The sequence below is a fragment of the Cyclobacterium plantarum genome, assembly GCF_011290685.1.
GTDB classification, from domain to species: domain Bacteria; phylum Bacteroidota; class Bacteroidia; order Cytophagales; family Cyclobacteriaceae; genus Cyclobacterium; species Cyclobacterium plantarum.
On the sequence record NZ_JAANYN010000001.1, the window covers coordinates 772,553 to 791,760 of the forward strand.

Consider the following 19,208-nt stretch of genomic DNA (forward strand, 5'->3'; position numbering starts at 1 on the left):
TCGGGGAACGGTATTGAGGCCCGTGCTATTTTTGAGAAATCAAGGCATAATTTTTTTAGGTAAAAAAAATTGTGCGACTTTTGAGATATTAACCACCATATAAGCTGGCTTAAAAATGTACCATTACGACTATCCCCGACCTGCCCTGAGTACCGATGCTGTCGTCCATGATGTACGGGAAAACCGGATATTGTTGATTAGACGAAAAAATGAACCTTTTAAGGGTCAATGGGCCCTTCCCGGAGGTTTTGTGGAGGAGTACGAGTTGCCCGCTGATGCCTGCAGAAGAGAGATGAAGGAGGAAACCAACCTGGATTTGACCGGGGAGAAAATGCTGGGAGTTTTCGCCGAAAAGGGCAGGGATCCACGCGGCTGGATGGTAAGTGTGTCCTTTTACTTTTGCCTGAAGGAACAGCTTAGCCCAAGGGCAGGATCGGACAGCAGTGAGGCCCTTTGGTTTCCGCTTACAGAACTACCGGACCTTGCCTTTGACCACCTCAAAATGGTTCAGGCAGCGGGATTGATTGAATAAGGGTTCTTTTTTCAGAAAGAAAAAGGGATAGTCACAAAGGACACGAAGGGGGCACAAAGAGCCCAAAGGATTTTGGCAGTGGTTTGTAGCGGGCATTACAGCTATCGTTTCACCAAGGAAATAATCCGGCAATAACGCAATTATATGAAATCAATCGAGGATGAATTCCCCCTTAAAAAGGGGGATTAAGGGGGATTTTTTTGTGCACATTTAGGACCACGGATTAAAATAATAGTCACAAAGCACACCAAGCAGGCACAAAGAGCGCAAAGAATTTTGGTAATGGTTGGAAATGGATACTTAAGCTAACCTCCAGCCATCGAAACCAGCAGGTAAGAGCACACATCTAAAATCGATCCAGGATAAATCCCCCTTAATAAGGGGGCAGGGGGATTTTTATATACAATAAGGACAGCGGAGCGGGTAGAAAATAATGGTCACAAAGCACACCAAGAAGGCACCAAGAAACCAAAGGATTTTGGCAGTGGTTTGTAGCGGGCGCTACAGCTATCGTCCCGCCAAGGAAATAATCAGGCAATAGCGCAATTATAGGAAATCAAGCGAGGATGAATTCCCCCTTAAAAAGGGGGATTAAGGGGGATTTTTTTGTACACATTAAGACCACGGATTAAAATAATAGTCACAAAGCACACCAAGCAGGCACAAAGAGCGCAAAGAATTTTGGTAATGGTTGGAAATGGATTCTTAAGCTAACCTCCAGCTACCAAAACCAGCAGGTAAGAGCGCACATATGAAATCGCACCAAGACAAAATCCCCCTTTTTAAGGGGGAGACAGGGGGATTTTATTTTGAAAACATGCCCTAGTTTTGATTCCCTTCATTAAATACCAAACACCTTTTTGAAGGAGGCTCACTTTTTTGCTAAAGCATCAGATTATTCCCACCATGTAGCCTGCCTCAAGAAATGGTCCTGAGAAAAATGTCAAAAAAAAACCTGACCAATACGGGCCAGGTTTTTTGATAGCATATATTTTTACAAGCTGAATTAACCAATAGATACCCGCTTGAAATCGGATACAGTCAATCCTTTGCTAACGCTGTCCAGGTATTGCGCAATGGTTTGGCTGTTGTCCTTAACAAAAGCCTGGCTCAATAAAGTATTTTCCTTATAGAACTTGTTCAACTTGCCCATGGCAATTTTTTCCAGCATGGCTTCGGGCTTGCCTTCCTGCCTTGCCTGGTCCTTACCCACTTCAATTTCTCTTTCGATCACGGAAGCATCCACACCGTCTTTGTCCACAGCTACAGGACTCATGGCAGCAATTTGCATGGCCACATCTTTAGCCGCTTCAGAAACGTCGGCACCTCCTGTATTGGTCAGGGCTACCAGTACGCCCAATTTGCCATTGGAGTGGATGTAGGGCTCTACTACTTCACCCGATACTTTTTCCAGATGGGAAACTTCAATCTTTTCGCCGATTTTACCGGTCATTTCGGTGATTTTTTCACCAATGGTAATGCCCTCAAAGGGAAGGGCCATGACGGCATCAATGGAATCTGCATTGGCTTTCACTGCCGCATCCAAAATGGCATTGGCAAAACCGCTGAACTCATCATTTTTGGCAACAAAGTCCGTTTCACAGGTTAGGGATATCAGTGTACCGGTTTTCCCATCGGCACTGACATGTGTGGCTACCACACCTTCCTTGGTTTCTCTGTCTGCCCTGGAGGCGGATACTTTCTGCCCTTTTTTTCTCAGGATATCAATAGCTTTTTCAAAATCTCCTTCCGCTTCGGTGAGGGCTTTTTTACAGTCCATCATACCGGCGCCGGTCTTTTGTCTCAATTTATTTACCTCTTGTGCAGTAATCGCCATTGGTTTATTTATTTTAATGTTGATGTATCAATAGGTATTGACAGTAAAAACAAAAATTGAACAGCAGGCAAGGGCCAGTGTCCAATTTTTGTAAATAAAATGTCAATGTGAATTATTCGTTGGTTTCAGCGTCGGCTGCTTTCTTGGCTTCCTCTTCTTCAGAGAGTTTGGCTTCGTCCTTGTCTTTCTTTCGTTCGGACAAGCCTTCTTCGATGGCAGCGCCAAATGCTTTCACCAGCAGTGAAATGGATTTAAAAGCATCATCATTGGCAGGTATGGGGAAATCCACCTCGTTGGGGTTGGAATTGGTATCCACCAATGCAAATACAGGAATACCTAGTTTTTTGGCTTCCGAAAGGGCAATGTGTTCCCTTTTGATATCTACAATAAAAAGGGCTGCCGGAAGACGGGTAAGATCGGATATACCGCCCAGTACGTTTTCAAGCTTTTCCCGCTGACGGCTGATCATCAACCGTTCTTTTTTCGCCAGGTTGCTGTAAGAATCGTCTTTTGACAATTTGTCAATGGTAGACATTTTCTTCAGGGACTTTCGGATGGTGGCAAAATTGGTCATCATGCCGCCCAGCCACCTTTCAGTAACGTAAGGCATTTTCAGCCTTCTGGCTTCCTCTGCTACCAGGTCCTTGGCTTGTTTTTTTGTCGCTACAAACATTACTTTCTTGCCTGAGCGTACGATCTGCTTGATTGCGTTGGATGCTTCTTCAAGGCAAACGAGCGTTTTGTTTAGATCTATGATATGGATCCCATTCTTCTCCATGAAGATATAGGGCGCCATTCTAGGATCCCACTTTCTTGTTAAGTGTCCGAAGTGAACACCAGCATCCAGTAAGTCTTTATATTCTATATTGGCCATTTATAAATATTGATTTGATATTTCGTTTGGGAGAAAAATTCCAAAATTATCGTTTGGAGAACTGGAATCTTCTTCTTGCTTTTCTACGACCAGCTTTCTTACGTTCCACCATTCTGGAGTCACGGGTAAGAAACCCTTCCTTTTTCAGGGGAGTTCTGTGCTCTTCGTTGATTTCACACAAAGCCCTGGATATGGCCATGCGAATCGCTTCTGCCTGACCACTGATGCCACCACCATCAACATTGATGTTGATATCATAGGCGCCGTCTTCATTGACCAATGCCAAAGGCTGTTTCACCACTATCTGGTGCAACTCAAAGGGGAAATAGGTTTCCAGTGACCTTTTGTTTACGGTGATTTTCCCATTTCCGGCCTTGATGTAAATCCTGGCTACAGATTCTTTTCTTCTTCCGATTTTGTTAATTACTTCCATTTACGGGCTAGCATTAAAGTTTTACTTCTTTTGGTTTCTGAGCACTGTGGGGATGTTCCGAACCGGCGTAAACATACAGGTTGGTATACATTTTTCTACCCAGCCTGCTTTTGGGCAACATGCCTTTCACTGCCTTTTCTACTAAAGTTCTTGGAGCTTTTTCCATCAGGATTTTGGGAGTAGCGATACGCTGTCCTCCGGGATAGCCCGTATGGCGCACATATACTTTTTCATTCCACTTCCTTCCGGTAAGTCTGATTTTTTCGGCATTGATGACAATCACGTTATCACCACAATCCACATGAGGGGTAAAGTTTGGTTTGTGCTTCCCTCTCAACATTTTCGCCACTTCGCTCGCAAATCTACCCAGTATCTGAGATTGGGCATCCACTACCACCCAATTTTTATCCACCGTGGCATCATTTGCTGATATGGTCTTATAGCTTAAAGTATTCACTGTGTGTAAATGTTTAATTATTAGCTTGTTAAATACATTTCACCCTCAAAAAGGGACACAAAGATAGAAGTAAATTCCATTAATTGCAAAGGAATCTAAAGTTTACTGCCTTATTTTCACAAGAATACGCTTGCTGGAAGGGCTCCAATTGTCATTTCAGAGACTTGGCAGGCCTCAATGCCTAAAAGGAACATGGTCCTCGTTACTTCTGGTATTATCTGGTAGGCGGGCAATCACTGAAACGGTTTTTCGCCAATACCACTGCCTTTTTGATCCTTATGACAAATTGCTGCCCACTCTGGCTATCTTTATCCTAGGACTGAAGGTTTAATCTTTATAGTACCGCAAGTCCATATGTACTTTTGGCTTGATCCAAAAGAGTACCAAAAGATCAAGGCACAAAAATCCTTCTGCCCGCAGCCTGCCGCACCCTCCCGAAAAAAATCGGGACAGGCTCGGTTTTGTGCCGGCCCACCCGCTTTATCTATTCGTAGATGATTCTTCTAAGGGGTTGCTGATAAATAAAAATATCGGGGGATGTAATTATTAAGCAACAATCTTCAAATCAATTATATTGTGTCCTTCAATCACTTAATTAGGCAAATTAAGAATTAAAATCCGATCTCTTGCAACCTGATTTCGCACCCTATAGGCAATACGGTAGCCACTTGAATGCTGATACAGTAGGTGCAGCCCCGGAGTCTTTGTAAACGGTTTTTCCTGGTATTAGGTATCCTGCGGTACACTGGACCCGGCGTTTCTGTTAATTCCGCTGCTACTTACTTGTCTTCTCTAATTGCTTGATCAATACGGCAAAATCTTTGGGGTAGGGGGCTTCCGCAGTGATGGGCTCACCGGCCAGGTCCTGAAAGCTGATGGATTGCGCATGCAGGGACACCCGCTGCATGATAGGCCTTTCCTCGGTGTCTTTTTTCAGGTTAAATTTGCGCTTGAGCTGGGACAGGTACAGCGGCTTTCCTCCGTAGAGCGTATCCCCGCAAATAGGCGCACCCAGGTAGGCCAGGTGTACCCGGATCTGGTGCAGCCTGCCGGTGATGGGCTTGCAGGCGATCAGGCTGTGGGAAAAATAGGTTTTCAGGGTTTTGAAGAGCGTTTGCGCCGGTTTTCCCTGCGCCGCAATGCGGGCGATCCCCTTGTTGCTGGCCGTCAGGTTGCGGTCCACCAGTACCCCATCAAAATCGTGAATGCCCTCGGCTACGGCATGGTACACTTTATCAACGGTTCGATTTTCGAATTGCAACGCAATATGCCGGTAAGCTTCGGGGTTTTTGGCAAAGACCAGGCAGCCGGAGGTTTCCTTATCCAGCCGGTGGCAGACCTGCAAGTCCTCCCAATATTCCTTTCCCAGGGCAAGCATGTTTTGCGCCTCATGCCGGTCTTCAAGAGTGGCGAAGTAAGGTGGTTTGTTGACGATGATGTAGTCCTCCGTTTCCAGCAATATCAGTGATGTAAAGTCTATTTTTTTCATGCTGCCTTATTTTCGGCCCGAAGTTCCGAAATTAGCGGGTATAAAAAAATCAAAAGTAAATAAAGCGACAGGATTTTAGGTGCTTTTTTGGTGCAGAAATGGCTATTGACTAGAAAAAGGATAAGTCACGACGATTTAATTTTCCGGTGAAAACCAGGTAAAAGGGGTAGCTGCAGTTTGTTTCAACATCCGAAATGATTAATTTACCTGCGTCAATTTTGGGTTGAGTTATTGTTCAATGTAACAAATAGGTGCCACGAGATGGCTACAAATACCAACCGGATACCCATTTTAATTGCTACTGGCGAATTGTACCTATGGATAATGATGTACGCTGGAAACAGCGGTTTTCAAATTACAGGAAAGCATTTAAACAACTTGAAGAATCAGTACGACTTTCCGATACACGAGACCTGAGTAAACTTGAAAAACAAGGGCTTATACAGTCCTTTGAATATACCCACGAGCTTGCCTGGCTAGTGATGAGAGATTTCTTTTTCTATCAGGGGAATCCCGAAATTCATGGATCAAGAGATGCCATCCGGGAAGCCTTCAAAAACGGGTTAATTGAAGATGGGGAGATTTGGATGGATATGATAAAAATTTAAAATACCGACTTGCTGGATCATATTAATCGGGTAGGCAGGCTGTTTTATAAAAAGGAGTAGTGGTAGGAGAAGAAACTTCAAAAATCCTTTAACCTGAATTCGACCGAATTTCGAAAAAAACCGTCATTCCGAGACTTAGAGAGGGTTTTGAGCGGTGAAAGCCGTTGGGATATCTAGCCAGACGAGGCTGCCACACCCTTTACCAGCTCCTAAACCGACCTAAAAGGCTTACTGATGATGTGTTTTTTAAATACCTGTAAATCAACATATTGAAAATCCTCATCATCACCCTGTTTCCTGCGTTTTAAGAAATTTAGAGTCTACTGGTGACGTGAATAAAACCACTTTTTAAAAAAGTAGAGCTAAATAAAAAATGAAGATTTACATTTAGATACGCAAAGAGCGCAGGCCCGACAAAAAACCGAGCCTGTCCCGATTTTTTTCGGGAGGGTGCGGCAGGTATGTGGGGGGAAGGATTTTTTTGTTCCCGATGAAAAATCGGGACAAAAAGTACAGAGAATAAAAGGAAAAAGGCTGATTTTAGGCCATAATCCTGGTAATACAAGCAAATTTATATTCTCAAATATTTAAAAATAACCTATCGACAGGCCAATTTCTGCATTTATAAAAACATTTAATTCTTGCAGTGACGGTTTAATCGGTTTTTTGATGATCTGAACACCAACTCATGTTTTGAAATAATAACGCAAACCAAAAGTATCCCGGTCTTTTCGGACTTGTTCAGGTTTCACTCCTTCTTGCCAGGCAATACCGCCCTTGTTCCTATCGGCAGGTCAAAGCTAAATACCGAACCTTTTCCTACAATGGAACTGACTGAAATTTTACTTTTGTGCCCTTCCAGTATATGTTTGACAATGGCCAGGCCCAGACCGGTGCCGCCCTTTTCCCTGGACCGGCTTTTTTCTACCCGGTAAAACCGCTCAAAGATGCGTTTCAAATCCTCCGGATGGATGCCTGGTCCCTGGTCCTTAATTTTGATGCTCAGGTGGTTTTTATTATGGTTCAATTGTATGGTTACTTTCCCCTCTTCTTTGTTGTATTTGATGGCATTGGATACTAGATTTTGTAGTACCCGGTAAATTTTATCCCTATCGGCGTAGGTGATATAAGTGCTGTCCGCTTCGTACTGGAAATCTATTTTGATACCCCGCTTATGGGCTTTTCCTTCCAGCTGTTCGATGACTTCCAGAATGGAATTCTTTACATCAAAATTTACCGGGTGGAAGCGGATAAAGCCACTTTCTATCTGGTTGATAGTGATCAGGTCCTGCACCAGGTTTTCCAGGTTGTTCAGGCTTTTGGCTGCCCGTTTCAGGAATTTATCCCTGACGGTATGGTCTTCCACTGCTCCATCCAGAAGGGTATGGATATAGCCCTGAGCGGCAAAGATCGGGGTTTTCAATTCATGTGAAATATCTGCGATAAACTCCTTCCTGAAGGTCTCGTTTTTTTGAAGGGTTTCTATCTCCCTGTTTTTGGCAGCTGCATAAGCGTTGATATTGGCCTGCAGGCTTTTCAGTGGTGGGAGGGAGGCTTTCATTTTTTTGGTGGCCTTGATGGCAACATCCTTTTTCTGGATTTTTTCCAGGACATTGTAGATATTGCTGATTTCCCTGAATACCAAAAATTCCAGGCTGAGATGGATCAGCAGGTAGCTGATGGAAAAAGAAAGGGCTGCTGTAGCCAGCAACACCAGGCCTCTGCTATCCTCAATAAGGGATAAAAATGCAACCAATAATACAGCGATCGAAAAAGATAAGATAAGAGCGATTCCCCTGGAGGTGCTAACCATGGATCAAAGCAAATTAAATTTATAGCCCACCCCTTTGACCGTAAAAATATAATCATCGCCAATTTTTTCCCGGACCTTTCTGATATGCACATCCACGGTTCTGGCCAGCACAAAAACATCCGCCCCCCATATATTCTTCAACAATTCATCGCGGCTAAAGACCATATTGGGGTTTTTGGCCAGGAAGTAAAGCAGTTCAAATTCTTTTTTGGGCAAAATGATAATTTGACCATCCTTGCTGATCGTGTAACTGCTCCTGTCAATGATCAGGTCCCTGACTGCGATTTGGTTGGAGTCCGTTTCCTTTTTGGTTTCCCGGCGAAACAAGGCCCCTATCCGGCTTATCAGTGCCCTGGGTTTGATGGGTTTGTGGATATAATCGTCTGCCCCTACATCGAAGGCGGCAACCTCCGAATACTCCTCGGACCTGGCCGTCAAAAATATGATAAAGGTATTTTTCAGCTCGGGGATTTCTCTTATTTGTCTACAGGTTTCCACCCCATCCTGATTGGGCATCATGATGTCCAGTAAAATAACGTCCGGTTTAAAGGAGATGGCATTTTTGACGGCTTTTACACCATTATTGGCAGTGCTCACTTCATAACCTTCTTTTTCCAGATTGTAAGTTAATATTTCGATGATGTCTTCTTCATCATCTACTACCAAAACCTTTAATTTTTGTTTTTCACTCATTGCTTGGTTAGCTAAAAACAACAGGAATTTAAATTGCTGAACCAAAGGTAGGGATAATAAAAAAAATCAGACTTAAATCAGGGAAAGATTTGGGCCACACCCAAAGAAGATTTTGTAAAAAAATGGCAATTGTTACTTTATCATTAATTATTCGTCAAGCTATTGTTAAGCAGTCCCTTGGCCGATACAATATCCATATTGATGGAGCCCACCATCATGCTGGCCTTGATTTTTACTGGAATGCGATTGGCATCTGCCGTTATCCATATTTTCACCGGTTTCTTGCCCCGAAATAATTTGTTGCTGGGCAGGGTGGGGCTAAATACATGAGTGTTGAAATCACCAATCTCGGTAGATACCTCATCCATTCCTTCGTATGTTAATTTTAGGTTATAATTTTTTTTGTCAAAAAAGCCTTTGATCGAGACCTCATCTCCTTTTTTCAATCCAGTAAGATCCATAGTTCTCAACAGGTAGTACCCGCTTACGATATCCTGTACATTATTGGGGATGTCAAAATGCTCAATTTTGGTCAGGTTTTTATTTTCCCTGTCGTACAATTTTACTTCAGCATTCTGGTTCTGGTGGTCAAAGTCGATCACTTCATGTTTCCGGTAGTTGCCCTCCTCAATGTGCCTGTAAGCACGAAAAGGGACAATCTGAGCCGTATCTATATAGCTTCCCCAATTGTCTTTGACATAAAATAATTTGAAAATACTCAAGGTACGACCAAACACATCTATTTTGTAAGCGGGGCGGCCATCAATCCGGTGAATCTGATCCGAAATAACCATTTTGGCTTCTGCTGCATTGATGAAAAAATAGCTTACATTGAAGGTGAGCTCTTCTCCTGTGGTAAATGCCTGGTTTTTCCTCGGGGAAGGTACATCCTTTTCTGGTGCCTGCAAGAGCATCAGGACTGCAATAATTATGGATTGTAGGTACAGGTTCATGTATTTTTTAATGGGCTATGATCAAAGTCTATACCATTTTGAATATCAACAGCCAGCGTTTAAATATCCAAAAGTAGTATAACGAAATACAAAAACAATGGTTATCCACAGTTGGTAATGAAGCGGCTAATGTTTACTTTCACATTATCAATTGAAAGATTTGAATACATACCATGAGTGCAAATACTGAAAAACTTAAAGCCCTTCAGCTGACGCTGGACAAACTGGAGAAGACCTATGGCAAAGGTACGGTCATGAAATTGAGCGACAATGTTGTACTGGACGTGCCTGCCATTTCGACGGGCTCTCTGGGCCTGGATATGGCCCTGGGAATAGGAGGGGTGCCACGTGGGAGGGTCATAGAAATATACGGACCTGAATCATCCGGAAAAACCACGCTTTCCATGCACTGCATTGCGGAGGCACAAAAGGCCGGGGGCCTGGCGGCATTCATAGATGCAGAACATGCTTTTGACAAAACCTATGCAGAAAAGTTAGGTATAGATATAGAAAACCTGCTGATTTCCCAGCCTGACAATGGGGAGCAGGCACTGGAGATTGCGGAACACCTGATTCGGTCCGGGGCCATCGATATCATTGTCATTGACTCTGTAGCTGCTCTGGTACCTAAGGGAGAGCTCGAAGGAGAAATGGGCGAATCAAAAATGGGGCTTCAGGCCAGGTTGATGTCTCAGGCTTTGAGAAAATTGACCGGAGCCATCAACAAAACGGGCTGTGCCTGTATTTTTATCAACCAGCTTCGTGAGAAGATTGGGGTCATGTTTGGCAATCCTGAAACAACCACCGGGGGAAACGCATTAAAGTTTTATGCATCCGTAAGGCTGGATATCCGCAGGATCGGACAAATAAAAGAAGGGGCAGACAATATACTGGGCAACCGGACCAAGGTTAAAGTCGTCAAAAACAAGGTTTCTCCTCCATTTAAAGTAGTAGAATTTGACATCATGTATGGAGAAGGCATTTCCAAGGTAGGGGAAATCATAGATCTTGGAGTGGAATTTGAAATCGTTAAAAAAGCAGGTTCCTGGTTTTCTTATGACGGCAACAAATTGGGCCAGGGAAGGGATGCCGTCAAAACCCTGCTCCTGGACAATCCTGAATTGATGGATGAATTGGAATTGAAGATCAAGGAAAAGGCAGGTATTCTGAAAGAAAGTAAAGACAAAGGCAAGTCTAACGGTAAAGGGAAAAAAGAAGTAAAAGAAGAGGAGAAATAAGAAATTTCTATTCCGTTACTCCTCGATTTTAGGTAGTTCTGATGGCTTCTACCGGATCCATTTTTGCGGCCATGGAAGCTGGAATTATTCCTGAGGCAATGCCGATGGCTGAGGAAAGTCCTATGCCGAGCATTATGTTTTTAAAACTCAGGATGATTTCCAGGTTTCCCAAGGAAATGAAGGTGGCACCAAACACGATCATCAAGCCGGCAAAGCCTCCTATCAGGCTCAGAAAGGTAGCTTCAAAAAGAAACTGGGTAAGGATGAAATAATTTTTCGCGCCCAATGATTTTTGAATGCCTATGATGCCGGTGCGCTCCTTGACGGAGACAAACATGATATTGGCTATACCGAAACCGCCGATCAAAATGGAAAAACCTCCGATCACCCAACCTGCCAGGGAAATAACGGCAAAGATCGAACCAACGGCATCTTGTATAAACTCTGATTTATTCAATGCGAAATTATTCTCTTCAGTCGGTTTCAGCCCTCTTTTGGCCCTCAAAAGACCGGTCATTTCATTTTCCAGGGCTACCAAACCGGGATCATCGTCCCTGCCTTTGGCAGCAATGGTTGGTTCTATGCCGTTTTTTCCTACATAAAAAAGTTTGTTGAAGGCCCCATAGGGGACCATCAGTGCCTCGTCTTTGGAAGGAGTATCAAAAAGGCCCTCGCCTTCTTCCTCCAGTACCCCGATAACGATGAATTTCAAACCTTTGATCTTAAATTCCTTGCCTATGGGACTTTGTCCCGGAAATAGTGCATTGGCAATCTTCACACCGATAATGGAAACGTTTCGCGATGCCTTGATTTCCATTTCTGTAAAAAAACGACCCTCCTGTATGGGAATATCGTATACCTTAATGTGGTTGTAAACCACCCCATCCAAATTGGCCATTTCATAGGCATTGCTTCCTGCTTTTACGGTAGTACGGGTATTGGCAAAGATGGTGACTCCGGCAGCACTGCTCAGGCGTTCGTCGAGAAAGGTGAATTCGGAATAGCTGCCCGGTGGACGTCGGAAATACCGCCACCAGGGATACTCCTGAGGACCCGAAGAAAAGGGAAACCTGTCTACCCGGATCACATTGCTTCCCAAAAAAGTAAGGCTATCCTTGATGTTTCTTTCCAGGGAATCCACAAGGGTGAAAACTGCAATAATGGCAAATATGCCTACCGTGACTCCCAGAAGGGATAGAATGGTTCGGGTTAAATTGGATTTTAACGCCTGCATCGCAAAGCGAAAACTTTCCCAGAGAAGCCTTAGTATCATCAAATATCAGAATATTTAAAACAATTTTACAATATAGATAGAATAAGGGTAATTTCTTACTATCTTTGCATTTTTTACGATAATTACGTTTACGCTTTATTTCCAAAATATATACACATGAAGTTATCAGATTTCAAATTTGAAATTCCCAAAAAGCTTATTTCCTTGTACCCACCGGAAAACCGGGATGAATCCAGATTAATGGTGGTTCACAGGGATACGGGTAAAATAGAACATCGGGTTTTTAAAGATATCATCGAGTATTTTGGCGAAGGAGATGTATTCGTCACCAACAATACCAAGGTTTTCCCGGCCAGGCTTTACGGAAATAAGGAAAAGACAGGAGCCAAAATTGAGGTGTTTCTGTTGAGAGAGCTGAATCAGGAACTTCGGCTTTGGGATGTATTGGTGGACCCCGCCCGAAAGATAAGAGTGGGCAACAAGCTTTATTTTGGAGATAGCGACCTGGTTGCAGAGGTGATCGACAACACTACTTCCAGGGGACGTACGATCCGGTTTTTATTCGATGGCACGGATGAAGAATTCTACAAAACCATTGATACTTTGGGAGAGACGCCTATCTTGAAAGAATTTATAGAAAGGGACGTGGTTGATGCCGACAGGGAAAGGTACCAGACCATTTTTGCCCAGCATGTGGGAGCCGTTGCTGCCCCGACTGCAGGATTGCATTTTACGCAACACTTGTTAAAAAGACTTGAGATCAAAGGGGTAGAGGTATGTCCCATCACCCTGCACATAGGGCTGGGAACCTTCAGGCAGGTAGATGTGGAGGACCTGACCAAACACAAAATGGATTCTGAAAATTACGATATTCCTCAGGGAACAGTGGATTTGGTAAACAAGGCTTTGGACACTAAGAAAAAAGTTGTTTCCGTAGGGACCACCTCCCTGAAAACGATTGAATCTTCAGTTACCGCCAATGGCCGGCTCAAGGCAAGCAGTGGCTGGACCGACAAATTTATCATTCCGCCGTATGAGTTTAAGATTGCCAATGCTCTGATCACCAATTTCCACCTGCCAGAGTCCACTTTGCTGATGACGGCTTCCGCATTTGGAGGGTATGACCTGATCATGAAGGCTTACCAAGAGGGCATCAAAGAAAATTATAAATTCTTCAGCTATGGTGATGCCATGCTGATCCTTTAAGATATAACAACTTCCATTGAGCAACCCGTAGAGATTTTTTTCTACGGGTTTTTTTTGGCTTCAACCCGGATGATGTATTAAGAATCACAATGATAAAGCTAAAAAATCCCCTCCTTAAAATCAGGACAAGCATTACCTTTTGAAAAGGAAGGGTTGTTTTTTCAAGGTTGGCAGGTACCTTTTGGTGTTGCATTTGGTTTGATCGTTTGAAAGATACTTATTTGGCCTCAAATTCTTTTTTTCGAAAAATAATAATGGGGGTTTTCTGAGCAAACACAATTAAAGCTCAGTAAGTATATCAATCGAAGGTCTTTAAATACTGACTTCCTTCTCAAACTTCTCTAGCGCTTCCGGCCGGCCCACTACATAGACGATATCCCCAAGTTTGATTTTGGTGTTGCCAGTGATGTCCGTTTTAGTTTTTCCATCTCGCTTGATGGCCACCATGTTGATGCCTACCTGCTCTCTCAGGTTGATGTCCTTTATAGGTTTTCCTATCAGGGATCCGTGGTCTTTTTCTACCTTTACCCCCGCAAAGTTGATTTCCGGTACATCCAGCGTGATGGTATTGCCATTTTCACTGGTTAAAGTTCTAAATACTTCGTAGTTGTGAAACCTTACATCATGGGTGAAATCTTCAATTTCCCCTTTGGGCACCAGGTATTTGTTCAGGACCCTGGTAAAAATCTCGATGGAAGTTTCGAATTCTTCAGGGATCACCTCATCAGCACCTAATTTTAGCATGGCCTCTATTTCGTTTACATATCGGGTACGTACAATAATAAAGGCATTTTGAGTGGCATCCCTGATATTGATAATGATCCCCTTGGTAGACTCATGGTTGGATATGGCGATCACCACCACCCTGGCTTTATGGACTTTTACATGTTCCAGAACCACGGCATTTGCTGCATCGCCATACATGATGGGCTCACCCTTGGCAGCTTCCACTTTTACTGTTTCCGGATTCATTTCAATGATCGCATAGGGAATGTTTGCCCTTTTGGCCGCCTTGGCCAGGTTGCGTCCATTCAGGCCAAAACCTATGATGATAAGGTGGTCACTGAGCTGATCGGTTTCTATTTCGCCGGCAGGCAGGTCTAGTTTATCGCCAAACCGGGCTTTGAAATTTTTGGGCACCGGGATATTCAATACCCTGCAGGCCAGGTTTTCCCTACTTTTCAAGACAAAGGGAGTAATGATCATGGTGATGATGGATATGGCCAGAAAATACTGGTAAGTGGTATTGTCCAATAGCTCGTATTTCAATCCCTCCTTGGCCAGTAACAAGGAGAATTCACCCACCTGGAATATTGAAAATGCAACTATAAAAGATTCCTTAAAATTGCTGCCTATAGCTTTAACGGATAAGGAGACGACCAAAAATTTAACGACAAATGTCAACAGGACCAGTGCCAGAATGATCAGGATGTGATCCACCAGAAAGCTGATATCGAAAAGCATGCCCACAGAGACAAAAAAGAAGCTGAGGAAAATCTCCCTGAAAGGCAAAATTTTACCGGTGGCATGGTGGCTGTATTCGGATTCACTGATGATCAAACCCGCCAAAAAAGCACCCAATCCAAGAGAAAGACCGAGTAAGGAGGTGATATAGGCTACGGCAAAACAAGTGACGATTATGCTCAGGAGAAATAGTTCTTCATTTTTGGATTTGGCCACCCGGTACAACAATTGGGGTATCAGGTATTTGGCACCCAGTATGGTCAAAATGATTACCAACCCGCCTTTCAAAGCCATGTAAAATAAGGAGAGCAGGATGTTGTCCGATTCGCCTGCCAGCATGGGGGTAAACAATACCAGGGGGACAATAATAATGTCCTGAAAAATCAATATGGCCAGGGTAGTGCGGCCGGATATGGTATTGATTTGTCCACTTTCCTGAAGGAGTTTGAGCACGATAGCCGTGCTACTTAAAGCAAAGAGAAACCCAAAAAACACGGCAATGTTCCAATCATATCCAAAAAAATACGTAATGATAGCCGTCACAGCTATGGTCAGGGCTACTTGCAGACTACCTCCTATAAAAACCGCCTTTTTGATAGCCATCAGGCTTTTCAGGGAAAATTCCATGCCTATGACAAAAAGCAGTAGAATCACACCGATTTCAGAAAGCACTTCCACCGCTGTAGAAGCATCAACCAAGGAAAGGCCATAGGGTCCGGCTATGGCACCGGTAAGCAAATACCCGATAATTGTGGGAAGCTTTAGCCGCATGAAAAGCAGGATCACCAGTGTGGCCAATCCAAAGATGACCACAATATCTGATAGGAGAGGTATTTCAGCTGCTGCTAATATTAGGGGGTTCATTTGATCGTTTATTTAAAAATTCACGATAACAAGTTAAACAAAATATAACAAAAATAGTAAAGGACCGGTAACTGGGAAGACGGTGGTGACGGGAGCTTTACTCTGTTAATATCAATAGGAAAGCCCTAATCGTTTGTAAATGAAATGCATCAACCAGGCGGGACCTATAAGCAGAAACTGAAGATCCTTGAAAAAAGAAGGTTTTTTGCCCTCAATTTTATGTCCGTAAAATTGAAGTATCCAGGCCAATAAAAAGATAAGTATACAAAACGACCAAAAAGGGAAAGGCAAAATCAGGTCCAAAAAGTTGGCAAGTGCCAGGCAGCTCGCAGAAAACAATAACATGCCCAAAGCCAGTGGAGGCGAGAGCGAATAGTAATAAAAGAAGACCAGCAATAAAATCAAAGTAGCCCAATTGGCGAAATCTCCTAAAATAGAACCAAATTCCAGCATGGGGCCGGCTGGTATACAGTAAATCAGGCCTACTATACTAAAAAAAATAGCAGGCACACAAATCCAATGTATGATTTTATTGGTTGGATGCTGATGGCTGATGCCATATTCGGTTAGTAGATTATCAATTCTCCTCATGCTCAGGATATTTGTTCATTTGATAATTCGTTTTAAGTTAGTAAAAAAAAATGATATCCATGCAAGTCCATTTAAATTTGAAATTATATTTGGTCATTTGGTTTATTATTTCAAATTTAAAAAGAGTTCTGTAGGTAAAGAAAGTAAATTCATATTTTTTTTTAACTTTAAGCTTTTCTATGCCTACAAATTTTATAAATGGATAGATCTTCAAGAAAACCTTCCTTATGGGAAGCTTTATTTCCGATTATTTTCCTGATTGTACTTTTGGCGATCAATATCAATGTGTTTGGTACCGACGGACTTTTGGGTTCCAATCAGTTGGTGCTGGTTATTTCTTCCGGAATTGCCGGAATGATGGCCGTTTTCAGGTTGGGTGTTCATTGGGACAAGGTACAGGATGGCATAATCAGGAGTATTTCCTCGGCCATGTCTTCCATTTTGATATTGTTATTGATCGGTTCCCTGGCAGGAAGCTGGATGATTAGCGGCATTGTTCCAGCTATGATTTATTATGGACTTAAGGTATTGAATCCTACAATCTTTCTCCTTGCCGCCTGTGTGGTATGTGGGGTGGTTTCTGTTTCTACCGGGAGCAGTTGGACGACGGTAGCCACTGTAGGAGTTGCTTTGCTGGGGATAGGCAAGGCTTTAGGTTTTAGTGAAGGAATCATAGGAGGGGCGATTATTTCCGGAGCCTATTTTGGTGATAAAATGTCACCCCTGTCCGACACGACCAACCTGGCCCCGGCCATGGCAGGCACAGACCTTTTTACCCATATCCGGCACATGGTCAAAACCACTGTCCCATCCATTTCCATCACCCTGCTCATATTTGGTATTATTGGGATTTGGGGGCAGCCGGCCGGCACGATAGGACAGGTAGAGGAAATATCCCGCGTAATATCAGGTACATTTACCATTAATGGTTGGCTTTTTATAGTCCCTGCATTGGTGCTTTTGCTTATTATGAAAAAAGTCCCTGCCATACCCACCTTGCTGGCAGGAGCGCTGCTGGGGGCATTATTTGCCGTAATTTTTCAGGCTGATGTGATCAGAAGCCTTGCCACCGGTATAGAAGGCGGCACTGCCTTGCAGACTTTCCAAATCGTAATGGGATCACTTTTTGGTGATACCGCCATTGTAACTTCCAATGAAATTGTCAATGAATTATTGGTAACAGGTGGTATGGCGGGCATGTTATACACCGTTTGGCTGATTATTTGTGCGATGGTTTTTGGAGGAATCATGGAAGTAAGTGGAATGCTAAAAGTCATAGCGGAGGCTGTAATCAGCAAGGTGAACTCGGTAGGTTCCTTGATTGCTGCTACTGCCGGAACAGGCGTGTTTTTTAATGTCACTACCTCTGATCAGTACCTGGCCATATTGGTGCCCGGCCGGATGTATTCGGATATTTACAAAAAGAGAGGACTGAAAGGAGAAAATCTCAGCAGGACCTTGGAAGATAGTGCCACTGTCACCTCCGTGCTCATTCCCTGGAATACCTGTGGTGCTACCCAGGCATCCGTATTGGGCGTGGCGACCCTGACTTATGCCCCATATTGTTTTTTCAATATTATCAGTCCTTTTATGACCATACTGTTTGGTTACCTGAATTGGGGGATAAATTATTATTCTAAGGAAGAAATGAAAACAATCAAGCAAGAAGAAATTTTGGCATGATACCATTAAAAATAAGCAAGCAGGAGGTAAATGAAATGGAATTAGGGGCTTTTGAAGGAGAGATCGTCCTTGTAGAAGACCAAAAAGCCCTAAGACATATGGAAACAGACCTGCTTTCTCAATCTTTTGTAGGGTTTGATACCGAGACCCGACCCGCATTCAGAAGGGGAGTAAGCCATGAGGTGGCCTTACTGCAATTGGCCACCAAAGAAAGAGCTTATCTGATCCGGCTGAACGAGATAGGATTTCCCGATGAAGCCAAATCGGTTTTGGAAAGCTCCCGAATTGTTAAGGTGGGGGCTGCTGTAAGGGATGATATCAAGGCTTTAAAAAAGATTTCTCCCGGTTTTTCACCTGATGCCTTTTTTGACCTCAATGAAGAGCTGAAGCGAGTGGGTTTTTTGAATGTAGGTGTGAGGAACCTAAGCGCCATGGTTTTGGGTATCCGCATCTCTAAATCCGAGCAGGTTTCTAACTGGGAAGCACCTGCCCTGACCAACAAACAGTTGCTTTATGCGGCAACAGATGCTTGGGCTTGCCTGGAAATATTTCTTAAACTTTACAAGCAGGGTTACCTGGACGAAATCTTTTCTATGTGAGTATTTTCAGTGAAGGAATGCCCTTAAACAGGGCTTTCAATTTCTCACGTAAATTTTCCCTGCATTCCAATTGAATCCGGCAGCTGTTACCAAAATCCTGATGAGCAATTTTCAGTTCATGGCGACTGATGGTATGCATCACCTGATCCATGGCTTCATAATCAAAAGTGATGTTCAGTGCAGTGGTAAGGGTTTTGGTAATGATTTCTCCCGAGGCGATGGCTTCTGCTGCTGCGGTTTTGTATGCCTGGACCAAGCCACCCTTCCCCAATTTGGTTCCTCCAAAATACCTGACCACCACGATCAGAGATTGGGTAAGGTCATTGGAGCGCAGCTGCCCCAAAATGGGGTCTCCGGCACTGTGATGAGGTTCACCATCGTCATTTGCCCGAAAGTAATCCATTTCTTTGCCCAAAACATAGGCAAAGCAGTGGTGGCGGGCATCATGGTAGGTTTTTTTAAGGTGGTTTACAATTTCCTGTACCTCTGTTTCATTTTCCACAGGGTAAATAAACGACAGAAACTTACTTCCCTTTTCTTTATAAAGTCCTGTAGCCGGTGCTTTGATGGTCTTGAATGAATCGCTCATACAGCTGTTTTGCTTTCGAGGGGTCAGGTCTGTGAATTTTTGCTAATTTAG

Annotated in this window: 18 protein-coding genes; 6 read left to right on the forward strand and 12 right to left on the reverse strand. The window is 43.5% G+C overall.

Annotated features, from left to right (window positions below):
- Window positions 1-115: 115 nt before the first annotated feature.
- Window positions 116-532, forward strand: a complete 417-nt coding sequence (locus G9Q97_RS03220; RefSeq protein ID WP_166143053.1) for an NUDIX domain-containing protein — start codon at window positions 116-118, stop codon at window positions 530-532.
- Window positions 533-1,538: 1,006 nt separating this feature from the next.
- Here the strand turns inward: G9Q97_RS03220 and tsf are convergent.
- From tsf to G9Q97_RS03245, 5 genes are all read right to left on the reverse strand, one after another.
- Window positions 1,539-2,369, reverse strand: a complete 831-nt coding sequence (gene tsf, locus G9Q97_RS03225; protein WP_166143055.1) for a translation elongation factor Ts — start codon at window positions 2,367-2,369, stop codon at window positions 1,539-1,541.
- A 112-nt stretch (window positions 2,370-2,481) separates the two neighbouring features.
- Window positions 2,482-3,243: a 30S ribosomal protein S2 gene (rpsB, locus tag G9Q97_RS03230; protein WP_166143057.1), complete on the reverse strand. Its 762-nt coding sequence runs from the start codon at window positions 3,241-3,243 to the stop codon at window positions 2,482-2,484.
- Between the two features lie 46 nt (window positions 3,244-3,289).
- Window positions 3,290-3,676: a 30S ribosomal protein S9 gene (gene rpsI / locus G9Q97_RS03235; RefSeq protein WP_166143059.1), complete on the reverse strand. Its 387-nt coding sequence runs from the start codon at window positions 3,674-3,676 to the stop codon at window positions 3,290-3,292.
- A 13-nt stretch (window positions 3,677-3,689) separates the two neighbouring features.
- Window positions 3,690-4,133, reverse strand: a complete 444-nt coding sequence (rplM, locus tag G9Q97_RS03240; protein WP_166143061.1) for a 50S ribosomal protein L13 — start codon at window positions 4,131-4,133, stop codon at window positions 3,690-3,692.
- A gap of 775 nt (window positions 4,134-4,908) precedes the next feature.
- On the reverse strand, window positions 4,909-5,622 hold the full coding sequence (locus tag G9Q97_RS03245) for an RluA family pseudouridine synthase (RefSeq protein WP_166143063.1): 714 nt from the start codon (window positions 5,620-5,622) through the stop codon (window positions 4,909-4,911).
- 317 nt (window positions 5,623-5,939) lie between these two features.
- On the opposite strand from G9Q97_RS03245, the gene G9Q97_RS03250 reads away from it, so the two are divergent.
- Window positions 5,940-6,230 (forward strand): nucleotidyltransferase substrate binding protein, encoded by a 291-nt coding sequence (locus tag G9Q97_RS03250; protein ID WP_166143065.1) that lies wholly within the window; start codon window positions 5,940-5,942, stop codon window positions 6,228-6,230.
- A gap of 748 nt (window positions 6,231-6,978) precedes the next feature.
- Here the strand turns inward: G9Q97_RS03250 and G9Q97_RS03255 are convergent.
- The 3 genes from G9Q97_RS03255 to G9Q97_RS03265 all read right to left on the reverse strand — a co-directional run bounded on the left by G9Q97_RS03255 (window position 6,979) and on the right by G9Q97_RS03265 (window position 9,689).
- Complete coding sequence (locus G9Q97_RS03255) at window positions 6,979-8,043, reverse strand: sensor histidine kinase (RefSeq protein WP_166143067.1); 1,065 nt, start codon at window positions 8,041-8,043, stop codon at window positions 6,979-6,981.
- 3 nt (window positions 8,044-8,046) lie between these two features.
- A complete protein-coding gene (locus tag G9Q97_RS03260) occupies window positions 8,047-8,736 on the reverse strand; it encodes a response regulator transcription factor (RefSeq protein ID WP_166143069.1) in 690 nt (229 codons plus the stop codon).
- Between the two features lie 143 nt (window positions 8,737-8,879).
- Window positions 8,880-9,689, reverse strand: a complete 810-nt coding sequence (locus G9Q97_RS03265; RefSeq protein WP_166143071.1) for a DUF3108 domain-containing protein — start codon at window positions 9,687-9,689, stop codon at window positions 8,880-8,882.
- Between the two features lie 173 nt (window positions 9,690-9,862).
- On the opposite strand from G9Q97_RS03265, the gene recA reads away from it, so the two are divergent.
- Window positions 9,863-10,927 (forward strand): recombinase RecA, encoded by a 1,065-nt coding sequence (gene recA, locus G9Q97_RS03270; protein ID WP_166143073.1) that lies wholly within the window; start codon window positions 9,863-9,865, stop codon window positions 10,925-10,927.
- A 28-nt stretch (window positions 10,928-10,955) separates the two neighbouring features.
- On the opposite strand, the gene G9Q97_RS03275 is transcribed toward recA, so the two are convergent.
- The gene (locus tag G9Q97_RS03275) at window positions 10,956-12,200 is read right to left on the reverse strand and encodes an ABC transporter permease (protein WP_394352954.1); all 1,245 of its coding nucleotides are present in this window, start codon (window positions 12,198-12,200) and stop codon (window positions 10,956-10,958) included.
- Window positions 12,201-12,317: 117 nt separating this feature from the next.
- On the opposite strand from G9Q97_RS03275, the gene queA reads away from it, so the two are divergent.
- Window positions 12,318-13,367 (forward strand): tRNA preQ1(34) S-adenosylmethionine ribosyltransferase-isomerase QueA, encoded by a 1,050-nt coding sequence (gene queA / locus G9Q97_RS03280; protein ID WP_166143077.1) that lies wholly within the window; start codon window positions 12,318-12,320, stop codon window positions 13,365-13,367.
- A 312-nt stretch (window positions 13,368-13,679) separates the two neighbouring features.
- Here the strand turns inward: queA and G9Q97_RS03285 are convergent, their stop codons facing one another.
- Both G9Q97_RS03285 and G9Q97_RS03290 read right to left on the reverse strand, forming a co-directional pair.
- Window positions 13,680-15,695 (reverse strand): monovalent cation:proton antiporter family protein, encoded by a 2,016-nt coding sequence (locus G9Q97_RS03285; RefSeq protein WP_166143079.1) that lies wholly within the window; start codon window positions 15,693-15,695, stop codon window positions 13,680-13,682.
- A 111-nt stretch (window positions 15,696-15,806) separates the two neighbouring features.
- Window positions 15,807-16,286: an Mpo1 family 2-hydroxy fatty acid dioxygenase gene (locus G9Q97_RS03290; protein WP_166143081.1), complete on the reverse strand. Its 480-nt coding sequence runs from the start codon at window positions 16,284-16,286 to the stop codon at window positions 15,807-15,809.
- Between the two features lie 198 nt (window positions 16,287-16,484).
- Between G9Q97_RS03290 and nhaC the strand changes: the two genes are divergently transcribed.
- Window positions 16,485-17,969, forward strand: a complete 1,485-nt coding sequence (gene nhaC / locus G9Q97_RS03295) for a Na+/H+ antiporter NhaC (RefSeq protein WP_166143083.1) — start codon at window positions 16,485-16,487, stop codon at window positions 17,967-17,969.
- On the forward strand, window positions 17,966-18,568 hold the full coding sequence (locus tag G9Q97_RS03300) for a 3'-5' exonuclease (RefSeq protein WP_166143085.1): 603 nt from the start codon (window positions 17,966-17,968) through the stop codon (window positions 18,566-18,568). The genes nhaC and G9Q97_RS03300 overlap by 4 nt, the downstream gene beginning before the upstream one ends.
- Here G9Q97_RS03300 and G9Q97_RS03305 read toward each other — a convergent pair.
- Window positions 18,561-19,157: an IMPACT family protein gene (locus tag G9Q97_RS03305; RefSeq protein ID WP_166143087.1), complete on the reverse strand. Its 597-nt coding sequence runs from the start codon at window positions 19,155-19,157 to the stop codon at window positions 18,561-18,563. The two genes, G9Q97_RS03300 and G9Q97_RS03305, sit on opposite strands and share 8 nt — an antisense overlap.
- Window positions 19,158-19,208 lie beyond the last annotated feature (51 nt).

What these genes read in the sequence shown, in the direction of transcription:
- G9Q97_RS03220 (WP_166143053.1), top strand. Translation starts at nt 116, where the DNA reads ATGTACCATTACGACTATCCCCGACCTGCCCTGAGTACCGATGCTGTC.
- tsf (WP_166143055.1), bottom strand. Translation starts at nt 2,369, where the DNA reads ATGGCGATTACTGCACAAGAGGTAAATAAATTGAGACAAAAGACCGGC.
- rpsB (WP_166143057.1), bottom strand. Translation starts at nt 3,243, where the DNA reads ATGGCCAATATAGAATATAAAGACTTACTGGATGCTGGTGTTCACTTC.
- rpsI (WP_166143059.1), bottom strand. Translation starts at nt 3,676, where the DNA reads ATGGAAGTAATTAACAAAATCGGAAGAAGAAAAGAATCTGTAGCCAGG.
- G9Q97_RS03245 (WP_166143063.1), bottom strand. Translation starts at nt 5,622, where the DNA reads ATGAAAAAAATAGACTTTACATCACTGATATTGCTGGAAACGGAGGAC.
- G9Q97_RS03250 (WP_166143065.1), top strand. Translation starts at nt 5,940, where the DNA reads ATGGATAATGATGTACGCTGGAAACAGCGGTTTTCAAATTACAGGAAA.
- G9Q97_RS03255 (WP_166143067.1), bottom strand. Translation starts at nt 8,043, where the DNA reads ATGGTTAGCACCTCCAGGGGAATCGCTCTTATCTTATCTTTTTCGATC.
- G9Q97_RS03260 (WP_166143069.1), bottom strand. Translation starts at nt 8,736, where the DNA reads ATGAGTGAAAAACAAAAATTAAAGGTTTTGGTAGTAGATGATGAAGAA.
- G9Q97_RS03265 (WP_166143071.1), bottom strand. Translation starts at nt 9,689, where the DNA reads ATGAACCTGTACCTACAATCCATAATTATTGCAGTCCTGATGCTCTTG.
- recA (WP_166143073.1), top strand. Translation starts at nt 9,863, where the DNA reads ATGAGTGCAAATACTGAAAAACTTAAAGCCCTTCAGCTGACGCTGGAC.
- G9Q97_RS03275 (WP_394352954.1), bottom strand. Translation starts at nt 12,200, where the DNA reads ATGATACTAAGGCTTCTCTGGGAAAGTTTTCGCTTTGCGATGCAGGCG.
- queA (WP_166143077.1), top strand. Translation starts at nt 12,318, where the DNA reads ATGAAGTTATCAGATTTCAAATTTGAAATTCCCAAAAAGCTTATTTCC.
- G9Q97_RS03285 (WP_166143079.1), bottom strand. Translation starts at nt 15,695, where the DNA reads ATGAACCCCCTAATATTAGCAGCAGCTGAAATACCTCTCCTATCAGAT.
- G9Q97_RS03290 (WP_166143081.1), bottom strand. Translation starts at nt 16,286, where the DNA reads ATGAGGAGAATTGATAATCTACTAACCGAATATGGCATCAGCCATCAG.
- nhaC (WP_166143083.1), top strand. Translation starts at nt 16,485, where the DNA reads ATGGATAGATCTTCAAGAAAACCTTCCTTATGGGAAGCTTTATTTCCG.
- G9Q97_RS03300 (WP_166143085.1), top strand. Translation starts at nt 17,966, where the DNA reads ATGATACCATTAAAAATAAGCAAGCAGGAGGTAAATGAAATGGAATTA.
- G9Q97_RS03305 (WP_166143087.1), bottom strand. Translation starts at nt 19,157, where the DNA reads ATGAGCGATTCATTCAAGACCATCAAAGCACCGGCTACAGGACTTTAT.